At 67.5% G+C, this 12,971-nt stretch carries 10 protein-coding genes; 7 read left to right on the top strand and 3 right to left on the bottom strand.

Going from position 1 to position 12,971, the window contains the following annotated elements; all coding sequences use genetic code 11:
• Nucleotides 1-47 precede the first annotated feature (47 nt).
• Nucleotides 48-1,373 carry an N-acetylmuramoyl-L-alanine amidase gene (locus ACYX4S_RS06355; protein ID WP_476362281.1) on the bottom strand — a complete coding sequence of 442 codons (1,326 nt, stop codon included), beginning with the start codon at nt 1,371-1,373 and terminating at the stop codon, nt 48-50.
• A gap of 957 nt (nt 1,374-2,330) precedes the next feature.
• Between ACYX4S_RS06355 and ACYX4S_RS06350 the strand changes: the two genes are divergently transcribed.
• Nucleotides 2,331-5,000 (top strand): Rne/Rng family ribonuclease, encoded by a 2,670-nt coding sequence (locus ACYX4S_RS06350; RefSeq protein ID WP_476362280.1) that lies wholly within the window; start codon nt 2,331-2,333, stop codon nt 4,998-5,000.
• A 191-nt stretch (nt 5,001-5,191) separates the two neighbouring features.
• Entirely contained in the window at nt 5,192-6,007 is an 816-nt protein-coding gene (locus tag ACYX4S_RS06345) for a hypothetical protein (RefSeq protein ID WP_476362279.1), read from the top strand.
• Nucleotides 6,008-6,015: 8 nt separating this feature from the next.
• Here the strand turns inward: ACYX4S_RS06345 and ACYX4S_RS06340 are convergent, their stop codons facing one another.
• Nucleotides 6,016-6,540 carry a DUF4405 domain-containing protein gene (locus tag ACYX4S_RS06340; RefSeq protein WP_476362278.1) on the bottom strand — a complete coding sequence of 175 codons (525 nt, stop codon included), beginning with the start codon at nt 6,538-6,540 and terminating at the stop codon, nt 6,016-6,018.
• Nucleotides 6,541-6,690: 150 nt separating this feature from the next.
• Nucleotides 6,691-7,851, bottom strand: coding sequence for a pyridoxal phosphate-dependent aminotransferase (locus tag ACYX4S_RS06335; protein ID WP_476362277.1), 1,161 nt, complete (start codon nt 7,849-7,851; stop codon nt 6,691-6,693).
• Nucleotides 7,852-8,129: 278 nt separating this feature from the next.
• On the opposite strand from ACYX4S_RS06335, the gene ACYX4S_RS06330 reads away from it, so the two are divergent.
• The 5 genes from ACYX4S_RS06330 (at nt 8,130) to accC (ending at nt 12,930) form a co-directional block, all read left to right on the top strand.
• The gene (locus ACYX4S_RS06330; RefSeq protein WP_476362276.1) at nt 8,130-9,560 is read left to right on the top strand and encodes a M48 family metalloprotease; all 1,431 of its coding nucleotides are present in this window, start codon (nt 8,130-8,132) and stop codon (nt 9,558-9,560) included.
• A 95-nt stretch (nt 9,561-9,655) separates the two neighbouring features.
• The gene (locus ACYX4S_RS06325; protein WP_422069044.1) at nt 9,656-10,468 is read left to right on the top strand and encodes a DsbA family protein; all 813 of its coding nucleotides are present in this window, start codon (nt 9,656-9,658) and stop codon (nt 10,466-10,468) included.
• Nucleotides 10,469-10,606: 138 nt separating this feature from the next.
• Nucleotides 10,607-11,047 (top strand): type II 3-dehydroquinate dehydratase, encoded by a 441-nt coding sequence (gene aroQ, locus ACYX4S_RS06320; RefSeq protein ID WP_293718502.1) that lies wholly within the window; start codon nt 10,607-10,609, stop codon nt 11,045-11,047.
• A 60-nt stretch (nt 11,048-11,107) separates the two neighbouring features.
• Nucleotides 11,108-11,566 (top strand): acetyl-CoA carboxylase biotin carboxyl carrier protein, encoded by a 459-nt coding sequence (gene accB / locus ACYX4S_RS06315; protein ID WP_293718500.1) that lies wholly within the window; start codon nt 11,108-11,110, stop codon nt 11,564-11,566.
• A gap of 14 nt (nt 11,567-11,580) precedes the next feature.
• Complete coding sequence (gene accC / locus ACYX4S_RS06310; RefSeq protein WP_422069045.1) at nt 11,581-12,930, top strand: acetyl-CoA carboxylase biotin carboxylase subunit; 1,350 nt, start codon at nt 11,581-11,583, stop codon at nt 12,928-12,930.
• The last annotated feature ends 41 nt before the right edge of the window (nt 12,931-12,971 follow it).

Raw genomic sequence — 12,971 nt, 5'->3', positions numbered from 1 at the left:
GACCGTCTTCCTTTACGACCAATATGGCGATGCTGAGGCGGTCGGCGTCACTCCGCCCCCTTCGCGGCCGCCGTTTGCGTCGTCTGCGTCACATGCATCGCGCGGTCGCCGAACCGGCGGTCGAAATAGCGGTCGATCGCCGCCTCGATCGCCTCGCCCATGCGCTCGCGCCACTCGTCGGTCGTCATCAGCTTCTCGTCCAGCTTGTTGGACAGGTAACCGAGCTCGATCAGGGTCGAGGGAACGTCATGGGCGGTCAGCACGCGAAAGCCCGCCGAGCGGCGCGGATTCTTCACCAGTTGCGCCGCGCCGCGCAGTTCGCCCTCGAGCGTTTCCGCGAACAGGAAGGAGAACTTGCGCGTCTCCTGCCGTGTCAGGTCGATCAGGATGTCGGACACGTCGTCCGGCTCTTCCGCCAGGTCGATGCCGGCGAGAACGTCGGAGCGGTTCTCGCGCTCGGCCAGGGCGGCGGCGATGGCGTCACTGGCCTTGTCGGACAGCGTGTAGATGCCCGCGCCGCGAACCTGGTCGCGACCGATGCGCACCGAATCGGCATGGATGGAGACGAGAAGATCCGCCTGAAGGCCGCGTGCGATCTTCACCCGCTCGCGAAGCGGAATGAACACGTCCGTGTCCCGGGTCATGCGCACTTCGTAGCGGCCGTTCTTCTTGAGCCGGTCACGCAGCCTCTTGGAGAAATCGAGAACGATCGCCTTTTCCAGGGTACCGCCGTTTCCGACCGCCCCCGTGTCGATGCCGCCATGGCCGGGGTCCAGCACGATCAGCGGCTTGTGGGGGCTGCCCGCGCGCGCCATACGGTCGCTCTTGCGGGTGGCCGGCGTGTGCGGCTTGGATTCGGCGACGGACTTCAGGAAGGCGTCACGGTCGGAGCCGACCAGATCGAGCACGAAGCGCGCCGCCTGCCCCGAGACCGGCGGAAGCACGAAGGCCTTGTCGACGGCGACCGGCTCGTTCGCGTCGATCACGATGCGCGACTTGCCGGGCGCGAACTGCCCGAAGCGCCAGGCCCGGATCAGGCCGAGGCTCTCCCGCCCGGCGGTGTCCGGCAGGTCGAAGCGGAGGGCCGGCAGGTCGATGACGATGCGATAGGGATCGGCGAGCGTGGAGACGGAAAACTCGATCGGCGCGGACAGGTCCATCACGAACCGGGTGCGCTTGCCGTCGCCGGCAAGCTGCGCCGAACGCACCACCATCCCCGCGCCGGCTTCCCCGTCCCCGTCCTGGGCCAGGGCCGCGCCGGCGGCAAGCGGACCATGGGCGGCGCCGAGCGCCCCGCACCACGTCACGATGAACGCGGCCGCCGCCAGCCGCAACGTCTTCCGGACCATGTGCACCGGTCGGGCCTTCGTCACTGCCATCTGTCCTGTCTGCGTCTCTTGAGATCCCGTGGCACCCAAATCGCCGCCCCGGGGCGTGACCGCCTCCTTGCCGCCCGCACGATGGACGTAGCGGAAGCTTCGGCGAGGACCGCCCTGGCGGAACCTGTCCCAGCGGCCGGCGGGCCGATCGGCCCGGAACGTTCCCGTGCAGCGATGCCACGTGAAGGTAACCGTGGCAAGTTAACCTTTCATTGACGATAACCGCCAATATGGGATGCGGGATGCGAAACCGGCGAAACTCATTCATAGCCTAGCAGAATGCTTGCCATATTCGCCGCCCGACCGTAAAAGAGTTTATACGGTTCCTGGTCCTGAACATGATTCAGGCAGGTTGCCCCCGACGCCCCCGAAGAGCGTCCGGTTACGCCAACTGTCCTTGCGTCACCCGCGAAAGATCGATTGGCTCCGGGCTCCGTGATGGGGGGCTCGCGCTTTTGGCGTGTCCGGGCCCGGTCGAGAACGTCGTCCCCAAGCCATGGCCAATCGTGCCCCGGCTGACGGAGGATCGCTCCGAGGGCCTTTCGGACCGCCCACGAGACGGGCCGCGGATCACGGGACGGGCTGACGCCCGGAACGGGTCGAAGGGAGCGGGTCCTGACTGGCGAGATCGCGCCGGCGAACCGTAGCAGGAGCGATGGCGGAGGACATGATCCGCGCCGTTCGGCCCTGCCGGCAATGCAATCCAGGCCCGGCCTTCGAGCGCCGGAGCCACTCATTAGGGTAACACGGGCGCGGCAATGACATCTTGCGCGAAGACGATCCGGAACGGACACGGGGCAGCCGCTTGCGGCTTTGCCACCGGCTCCCGGATCGCCGCGCGGCGCGCCGACGCTTCCTTCTTCAAACCAAAGACCAGAACGACCGGTTCCTCGCCCAGGCGGGCGCGTGCCTCATGCCGCCCCGCAGCGACGGTCGTGGAGATCCCATTCTATGGCAAACAAGATGCTCATCGATGCCGCGCACCCGGAAGAGACCCGGGTCGTGGTTGTGCGCGGCAACCGGGTTGAGGAATTCGATTTCGAGGCTGCAAATCGCAAGCAGCTTCGCGGAAACATCTATCTCGCAAAGGTGACGCGGGTCGAACCCTCGCTCCAGGCCGCCTTCGTCGATTACGGCGGCAACCGGCACGGCTTCCTCGCCTTCAGCGAGATCCACCCGGACTACTACCAGATCCCCATGGCCGACCGGCAGGCCCTCCTCGATGAAGAGGAAGAAGAGGCCCGGACCGGCGAGGACGACGAGCGCCCCGCACGCGGCAAGCGCGGCAAGGCCGCCCGCAACGAGGACGAGAGCGAAGCCAAGTCCGCTCCGGCCGAGGATGCCGAGAACGGCGACGACGACGGCGAGGCGGCCGAGGGGCAGGACGTTGAGTCCGTCGGCGCGGAAGACGCGCTCGAGGAGGTTCCCCAGCGCGCCCGCAAGTCGCGCAAGCAGTACAAGATCCAGGAAGTCATCAAGCGCCGCCAGGTGCTCCTCGTCCAGGTCGTGAAGGAGGAGCGCGGCAACAAGGGCGCCGCGCTGACCACCTACCTGTCGCTGGCCGGACGCTACTCCGTGCTGATGCCGAACACCGCGCGCGGCGGCGGCATCTCGCGCAAGATCACCACGCCGACGGACCGCAAGCGGCTGAAGAAGATCGCCTCGGAGCTCGAGGTGCCCCAGGGCATGGGCGTGATCCTGCGCACCGCCGGCGCGAGCCGCACCAAGGCCGAGATCAAGCGCGACTTCGAGTACCTGATGCGCCTCTGGGAGAACGTGCGCGACCTGACGCTGCAGTCCTCCGCCCCCTACCTCGTCTATGAGGAAGGCTCGCTCATCAAGCGCTCGATCCGCGACCTCTACAACAAGGACATCGACCAGGTCCTTGTCGCCGGCGACGAGGGCTACCGCGAGGCCAAGGACTTCATGCGGATGCTCATGCCGAGCCACGCGAAGAACGTCCAGCCCTACAAGGACGCGACACCGGTCTTCTCGCGCTTCATGGTGGAGTCGCAGCTCGACGCCATGTTCTCTCCGCAGGTGACGCTGAAGTCCGGCGGCTACATCGTCATCAACCAGACCGAGGCTCTGGTGGCGATCGACGTCAACTCCGGCAAGTCGACGCGCGAACACAACATCGAGGACACCGCCGTCCAGACCAATCTGGAGGCCGCCGAGGAGGTGGCCCGCCAGCTCCGCCTGCGCGATCTCGCCGGTCTGATCGTGATCGACTTCATCGACATGGAGGAGAACAAGAACAACCGTGCGGTGGAGCGCAAGCTCAAGGACTGCCTCAAGAACGACCGCGCGCGCATCCAGGTCGGCCGCATCTCGCACTTCGGCCTGCTGGAGATGTCGCGCCAGCGCATCCGCACCGGCGTTCTGGAAAGCTCCATGACGCCCTGCCCGCACTGCCACGGCACGGGCATGATCCGCTCGGTCGAGTCCGTCGCGCTGCATGTTCTGCGCTCGCTCGAGGATCACCTCCTCAAGGGGGCCACCCACCACCTCACCGTCCGCACCACGACGGAGGCGGCGCTCTACATCCTCAACCAGAAGCGCGCGCACCTGAACGACCTCGAGAACCGTTTCGGTCTCGAGATCACCGTGGTCGCGGGCACCATGGACAACGGCCATCTTTACGCCGTGGAGCGCGGCGAGCCTGTTGGCGAGCGCTCCGTCGACGAGGCGCCGCGCAGCGTTCAGCCCTCCACGGTCGAGCCGGTCGTCGTGGCCGACGACGAGCCGGAGGAGCGCGAGGAGCGTGACGACCGCGACGAGGCCCGCGCGGGTGACGACGATGGCGGCAACCGCAAGCGCCGCCGCCGCCGCCGCCGCCGGAAGCCCTCCAACGGGGACGACTCGCAGGGACGCGACGGCGACGACAATGGCTCCGACGACCGCGATGACGCCGGTTCGGACGACACCGACGCCGACAATGACGGCGAGGCCCGCTCCGCCGACGTAGACGGCGAGAGCGACGACGATCGCGCCGCCCGCCGCAAGCGCCGCCGGGGTCGCCGGGGCGGACGTCGCGGCAAGCGCGACGGTCAGGGCGAGAATCAGAACGAGGCCCAGGCTGACGAGAGCCAGTCCGACGCCCAGGCTGGCGAGGAAACCGCCGACCAGTCTTCGCAGGAGCAATCCCCGCAGGAGTCGGCATCCGGGACCGCGCCCGCCGAGGTTCAGGCTGAAGCCGCAAGCGCGCCCGAGACAACCGCGCCCCCCGAGGCAGCGGCGAGCGAAGACCAGTCCGACGTGACGTCGTCCGAGCCTGCGGAGGCCGGGGCCGCACCGGAAGAGGCTTCGAGCGGAAGCGAGGCGGAGACGCCCGCAGCCGAAGCGGTCGAAGAGACCTCCGAACCGGCTGCCGCCGAAGAAAGCGATGTTTCGCGGGACAGTGACGGCGAGACGGTTGCCGAGGCCGAGGTCGAGACCGCTGCCGAGGACAAGTCCGACGCCGATACGGACGCCCAGGGCGAGGACAAGCCGGTCGAGGCCGCCGCGCCGAGCGAGCCTGTCGTCGTCAGCGAGACCGTGACCAAGACCGGCGAGACCGAGCCCGCCGATGAGGCCGGCCCCAAGCGCTCCGGCTGGTGGCAGCGCCGCAGCTTCTTCTGAGGCACCTGCAAAATTCGCGCAGGATTGACTCAATTCTGCGTCGTTTTTTGCCTGAACTTGATGAAACGAAGCCGGTGGATCGCAAGATCCGCCGGCTTTTTCATATCCGCCCGCCGTACTGGACGTTCCCTGTCCCGCGTGATTTCATGTCCCCATTGCAATTACGGATTGATGATCGAGGGCTTGTCAACGTGAAGACTGTAGTCCGAGGTGCGCGCCGGGGCAGGTTCGCCGGCAGCGTCAGTTGTCTTTGTGCGGTCGCTTCGGCCCTTTTCGGCACGGTTCTGGCGACGCCGGCACATGCCGAGTTTCTCGAGCCGGTTCCCGTCGACGGACGCCTGACCTACCAGCAGGCGGATGTTCTGGCGAATGCGAGCGAGGCCTGCGAGACGTTCGGCGCAACCTTTCGAAGCCTGCTCGAAGGTTCCGAAAAGAGGCAGGGAACTGCGGCCCCGCTGTCGGACCTGAGAGACCGCGCCTTCGCCGAGACGAAGGCCTGCCTTGCCCGCGACTACGGTATCGCGGGCGAGGCCGACGAGCGCGCCCGCGAGGCCCGCCTGCAGGAAATCTACAATGAGAAGGCGGCCGGCCCGGTCGAGGCGGACATTCCGCCCTTGAAGGAAATCCCCGGATCGCCGGACATCCATCACCGCTTCCGCCTGCTCGCCACCACGGGCCCGGGCGACACGGCCTGCCACGAGGTCGAGTGGCTGCAAATCATCGTCGACACCGAGCGTACCGGCGACCGGCCGCTCACACGCGGCGAGATGGAACGCTTCATTGCCGCCGCCTTCCTCGAGACCATCGGCCGGGCCGACTGCGGCAGCCCCTCTCCCCGCCTGGTCCACTACATCTTCACGGTCGGCGACACCGTCGTTTCGGAGCCGGCATTCGCGCCCAGGTGGGACAGCGGCGGCGGTCGGCTCTGGCCGGACGAATTGCACGCCCAGGCCTTCGGGCGGCAGGTGGGCGGCGCGGTGCTCGACGCGATCTACGCCGCCCTCTGACTGTCGTCTCACTCGGCCGGCGCGAAGGCGACGTCCGCGACAAGAGCCGGGCCGCCGGGCTTGCCAGAGGCCTTTGCCAGGTCGGACAGCGTGATCACGGAGAAGTCGGCCCCCTGCTCCAGCGCATAGCCCCGCGCGACCAGTCGCGCGCCGAGGTCCGCCGGCGCCAGATCGAAGAGCGGCGCCGCCTCGGCAATCGTCGCACCTTCGATGGCACTGATCGCGGCCCGCATGGGATTGCCGCCGCCCGCCGCTCCGGAGGTCATCGCCGGCCATGCGAAGATCAGGGAGGCGACCACGCCGAGAACCGCCGGAGGCAGCAGCGTGCGGCGCTTGAAGTAGGTGGTGAAGGCATTCCAGTTGCGCCACAGATGCACGGCGACGGGCACGATCAGCACCAGGGACAGCCACTCGTGCATTCCGTGAAACGCGGCCGGGGCCCAGTGAAAGAACAGGGCGACGCCGGACACGGCCGACACGAAAAACAGGACGATGGTAAAGGTGGTTCCGTGGGTCTTCAGAAGGCGGGTCACGGCTTGGTCTCCGGGATGAGTGTTTCCTCCCGGGGCCAATGCTTGCACCCTTCTGAAAATATGTGAAACACCAAAGCTGTAACAAGCTGTCGCAGGCGCGATGCCTGCGACAGATCCCGACATTTCCCCGCCGGACCAGGCCCGGTCCGCTCAGCCCGCGCGCGGCAGCCAGTCCGCGAGCCGCTCGCCGGCCTCCCGGATCACCGCATGATCGCCGGCAAAGGAGAAGCGGATGAAGGCATGGCCGTGGACGGGATCGAAATCCGCGCCAGGCGTCGCGGCGACCCCTGCCTCCTCCAGCATACGGCGGGCGAATTCCGCGCTGTCGTTGGAGAACGGTCGCACGCTCGCATAGAGATAGAAGGCCCCGTCCACGGGCAGCATCTCGGTAAAGCCGAGCTTCGGCATCGTCTCCAGCAGAAGCGTCCGGTTGGCGGCGTATCCGGCCTTGATCTCCTCGAGCTCCCGCGTCGCCGAAAAGGCCGCGGCGGCGGCACGCTGGGAGAGTTCCGGTGGCGAGATATAGAGGCTCTGGGCGATGCGCTCGAGCGGTCGCACCAGAACCTCGGGCAGGATCATCCAGCCGATGCGCCAGCCGGTCATGCAGTAGTATTTCGAGAAGCTGTTGATGATGATGGCGTTTTGCGTGAAGGCAAGCGCCGTTTCCTGCTGCCCGGCGAAGACGAGCCCGTGATAGATCTCGTCCGAGATGAACCAGATATCCAGCGCCTCGCAGGCCTCCACGAGCCCCTTGAGGGCTTCCCGCGTCATCATGGTGCCCGTGGGGTTGGCCGGCGAGGCGACCAGAACACCCTTGAGCGGGGCCTCGCGGTGGACGGCTTCCAGAAGCTCCGCCGTCAGCGCGTAGCGGGTTTCGGGACCGGTCTCGATCTCGACCGGCACGAGGCCGAGCGCACGCAGGATGTTGCGGTACGCCGGGTAGCCGGGGGCCGCGATCGCCACCCGGTCTCCCGGATCGAAGGCCGCCAGAAAGGCCAGGTTGAAACCCGCCGAGGATCCGGTGGTCGCGACAATGCGATGGTCCGGCACGTCGACGCCGTAGGTCACGCGATAGTGATCGCGAATGGCATCGCGCAACACCGGCAGGCCACGCGCCTCCGTATAGCCGAGCCGTCCGCCGTCGAGCGCCGCCTGCGCCGCGGCGAGCACGGCGCGCGGTGCGCCGGCGCCGGGCTGCCCCACCTCCATGTGCAGGATCGACCGGCCCTGCGCCTCCAGTGCATTGGCCCGGGCAAGAACGTCCATCGCCCGGAAGGGCTCGACATCGGATCGCGCGGAGGCGGTGGGCATGGCAGGTATCCTTCTGGCATCGAACGGCGGGACGTCGCGCATCCCCCGCAGTCCCCCACCGTCATGCTGACGCCCGATTCATGACGTCTTGACGGGTAAGGCGGAGGGAAGAAGCGCGGTTGACCGCTTTCGTCGCGCTCCCTACCCTCCCGGCGCGGCCCTGTCGAGAGTTCCCTCCTCCAAAGGGAGGCGGCACGGAACCGGCAGACCGGCAGGAACGGACTTTCGGCGAACCGCGACAAACGTTTGAAACGACCATGAGACGGACGAGGGACGGGATGACCGGCATTCGGCAGGCGGACACGGTGAAGGCCGAAGCGCTGACGCGCAAGGGGTTGCTGCGCCGGGGCCTGGCGCTGTTGACGGCCGGTCTCGTCGGCGTGTCCGCAATGACCTCGCCGGCGGCGGCGCAGCGCAGTCTGCCGCTGGTGCGCGACGCCGAAACCGAAGCCCTCATGCGCGACTACACCTATCCGATCTTCGACGCGGCCGGCATCGCCCGCGAGCAGGTCGAGGTGGTGCTGATCAACAAGCGCGATTTCAATGCCTTCGTCGCCGATGCGCGCCACATCTTCATCAACGTCGGCGTCATCACCGACGCGGAGACGCCCGGAGAAGTGATCGGCGTGCTGGCGCACGAGACCGGCCACATCAAGGGCAACCATCTGGCACGCCTGCGTGACGCCGTCGCCAATGCCCAGGTCATGGCGGCGATCGGCATGATTCTCGGCGTCGGAGCCATTGCCGCCGGTGCCGGGTCCAACACGGGCGGCCTCGCGCAGGGTGGCGCGGGCGCGCTGACCGCCGGCGCCGGCCTCGCCCAGAGGTCGCTTCTTTCCTATCGCCGCGGCGAGGAATCGGTCGCCGACCGCGCGGCTGTGACCTTCATGAACAAGGCGGGCATCTCCTCGCGCGGGATGCTGAAGACCTTCAGCCGCTTCGCCGACCAGACGCTGTTCTCCGCCCAGTACACCGACCCCTACGCGCAGAGCCATCCGATGCCGCGCGAGCGGCTTTCGGCGCTGGAGACGATCGCGCGCAAGAGCCCCTACTGGAACCGGCCCGACAGTCCCGCCCTGCAGGCACGCCACGACCTGGTGCGCGCCAAGCTGATCGCCTTCACCCGCCATCCCAACGAGACCGCGCGCGCCTACCCGCGCTCGGACCGCTCGCTGCCGGCAGAATATGCACGCGCGGTGGTGGCCATGCGCACCAAGGGCCGCCGCGAGGCGGTGAGCGCCATCGACGATCTCATCCGCCGTCAGCCGGACAACCCCTATTTCTACGAGCTCAAGGGCCAGGCCCTGCTGGAATCAGGCAGTCCGCGCCAGGCCGTGGCGCCCTTCCGCAAGGCGCTGGCGCTGCGTCCGCGCGAGGGCCAGTTCCACGTCTGGCTCGGCTTCGCGCTGGTCGCCAGCAACGACAAGGCACTGCTCGGCGAAGCGGAAAAGGTGCTGAAGACGGGTGTCCATTTGGACCCGAACTCCCATATCGGATATTCTCAGCTCGCGATTGCGCTCGGGCGGCAGGGCCGCACGGCCGAGGCGGATCTTGCCACCGCCCGGGGCCTGATGGCCAAGGGCGACTTCAAGGCCGCCAAGCGCTACGCGTCGCGGGCCAAGAAAACGCTGAAGCGGGGCACGCCCGCCTGGCTTCAGGCGGACGACATCGTGACCTACACCCCGCCGAAACTGCCCGGCCGCTCCTGAGGAGCGCCCCGGACAGCCCTGGTGGCAGCGTCCTCCGGCGTCCAGAGCGGATGCCACGGACATTTTCCGGGCCCATGCGCCCGCTGGAGACCTGAATGAGCAAACCGACTGCCCGCCGGACCCTGTCCGTTCCCGCCGCCCGCCGGACCCTGTCCGGTCTCGCAGCCGCCGCCCTTGGCCTCGCCCTTCTCGCCGGTTCCGCCGGCATGCCCGCACAGGCAGAGACGGCCCCGCTCGCGAAGTCGGACGTCGAGACCATCGTGCGCGACTATCTGCTCGAGCATCCGGAGGTGATCCGCGAGGCACTGGAGGAACTCGAGCGCCGCGACATGGCCAAGGCCGACGAGGCCCGCGCGCAGACGCTGTCCTCGGTCTCCGACATCCTGTTCAACTCCACCCGTCAGGTGGAACTCGGCAATCCGGACGGCGACGTCACGCTGGTCGAGTTCTTCGATTACAACTGCGGCTACTGCAAGCGCGCCATGGCCGACATGGACCGCCTGCTGGAGGAAGACCCGAACCTGCGCATCGTGCTGAAGGAATTCCCCGTTCTTGGCCAGGGGTCGGTGGAGGCCGCCCAGGTCGCGGCGGCGCTGAACCACATCGCGCCGGCGAAATACGCCGAGTTCCACCGCGAACTGATGGGCATCCAGGGCCGCGCGAACCGGGCGAGCGCGCTTGCCGCCGCCAAAACCGTCGGCGTCACCGAGGAGGAGATCCGCAAGGCGGTCGCGGACCCGGAGGTCAACGCCACCATCGAGGAAGCCTATACGCTGGCCAACAAGCTCGGCCTGACGGGCACCCCCTCCTACGTGGTGGGTGACGAGGTCGTGATGGGCGCCGTCGGCTACGACCAGCTCGCCGAGAAGATCAAGTCGGTGCGCGACTGCGGCGCCACGAGCTGCTGAACCGGCGCGGGAGCACGGCACGCGGCGGATCCGTTTCGCCGCGATGCCCTTTCCGCCCTTTTCCTCTCCGGCACGAGTGCCTATAAGGGGTCATGAGTTGCCACGCGGAAATCCCGCGTCGCCCTTTGCGGGGATTGAATGTCCGCCTCGATCTATGTCCTCAACGGACCGAACCTGAACCGGCTCGGCACACGCGAGCCGGGAACCTATGGCACCTCGACGCTCGGCGACATCGAGCTTCTGTGCCGCGAGGTCGGGGAGGATCTTGATCTGGAGATCGAGTTCCGCCAGACGAACCACGAGGGAACGCTGGTCGACTGGATCCAGGAAGCGGGCGATCTGGCCCAGGGGCTGGTCATCAATCCGGCCGCCTACACACATACCTCGGTGGCGCTGCATGACGCGATCCGCACCGCCGAGATCCCGACGGTCGAGATCCACCTGTCGAACGTGTTCGCACGGGAGGCATTTCGGCACCATTCCTACGTGTCGCCGGTCGCGCTTGGCGTGATCTGCGGCTTCGGCATCACCGGCTACCGGCTCGCGCTCGAGGCACTTTCGACCGTTATCCGGCCCTGATGCCGCTCACGAACCGGCCCCGGCCATTTTTCCAGGCAAAAGACAACACAAGACAAGGCAATGTCGGACAAGAAAAGCAAGTTTGACCAGGACCTCATTCGTGATCTCGCCAAGCTTCTGGACGAGACCAACCTGAGCGAGATCGAGCTCGAGCACGACGATTTCCGCATCCGCGTCGCGCGCCAGATCACGGTCGAAGCGCCGGTTTCCGCGGCCCGCGCCGCACCGGCGGCCGCGCCCGCGGCCCAGGCCGCACCGAGCGCCTCCGCCGATCCGGCGGGCCATCCCGGCGCCGTGCCCTCGCCCATGGTCGGCACCGCCTACCGCTCGCCGGAGCCCGGCGCGCGCACCTTCATCGAGGTGGGTGACACGGTCGCCGCCGGCGACACGCTGATGATCGTCGAGGCGATGAAGACCATGAACCAGATTCCGTCGCCGCGCGCCGGCCGCGTGACGGCCATTCTGGTCGAGGACGGCCAGCCGGTGGAATATGGCGAGCCGCTCGTCATCATCGAGTGACGGGGCGCAGCGCCATGTTTTCCAAGATCCTGATCGCCAATCGCGGTGAGATCGCCCTGCGCGTGATGCGCGCCTGCAAGGAGCTCGGCATCCAGACGGTTGCCGTGCACTCCACCGCGGACGCCAACGCGATGCACGTGCGCCTCGCCGACGAAAGCGTTTGCGTCGGCCCGCCCGCCGCGCGCGACAGCTATCTCAACATTCCCCAGCTTCTCGCCGCCTGCGAGATCACCGGCGCCGACGCGGTCCATCCGGGCTACGGCTTCCTGTCGGAGAACGCGCGCTTCGCCGAGATCCTCGAGGCCCACAAGATCGTGTTCATCGGCCCCACGGCCGAGCACATCCGCATCATGGGCGACAAGATCGCGGCCAAGCAGACGGCGAAGGAACTGGGCATTCCGGTCGTTCCCGGCTCCGACGGCGCGGTCACGCCCGATGACGACGCCCATGCGATCGCCCGCGAGATCGGTTATCCGGTCCTCGTCAAGGCCGCCTCCGGCGGCGGCGGGCGCGGCATGAAGGTGGCGCTGACCGAGAAGGACCTCGACACCGCGCTCTCCACGGCCCGGTCCGAAGCGAAGGCCGCCTTCGGCGACGATGCGCTCTACATGGAGAAGTATCTCGGCAAGCCGCGCCATATCGAGGTGCAGGTGCTGGGCGACGGACGCGGCAACGCGATCCATCTGGGCGAGCGCGACTGTTCGCTTCAGCGTCGCCACCAGAAGGTGCTCGAGGAAGCCCCCTCCCCGGCGCTCAACGCCGAGCAGCGCAAGGAGATCGGCGAGATCGTCGCCAGCGCCATGCGCAAGCTCAAGTACCGGGGCGTCGGCACGATCGAGTTCCTCTACGAGGACGGCCGCTTCTACTTCATCGAGATGAACACCCGCCTTCAGGTGGAACATCCGGTGACGGAGATGATTACCGGCATCGATCTCGTGAACGAGCAGATCCGCATCGCCTCCGGTGCCGAGCTCCTGCTGCGCCAGGAAGACATCACCTTCGAGGGCCATGCGATCGAGTGCCGCATCAATGCGGAAAACCCGCGCACCTTCGCCCCGTCCCCGGGCCGCATCAGCTACTACCACCCGCCGGGCGGTCTTGGCGTGCGTGTCGATTCGGGCGTCTATCAGGGCTACAGCATCCCCCCGCACTACGACAGCCTGATCGGCAAGCTGATCGTGCACGGGCGCAATCGCGTGGAATGCATGATGCGCCTGCGCCGTTGCTTGGACGAGTTCGTGGTCGACGGCATCGATTCGACCATCCCGCTGTTCCGCGACCTGGTCGACAACCAGGACATCGCGAACGGGATGTACGACATCCACTGGCTGGAGAAGTATCTCTCCAGCGACGACGCGAGCTGATCCGCGTCACCCGACACGGGCGCCCCGGCGGCATTGCCGGG

This window comes from Stappia sp. ABD4_338 (assembly GCF_056312175.1).
Note: the sequence above shows the minus strand (reverse complement) of the source record. Positions and strands in the feature narration are given on the sequence as shown.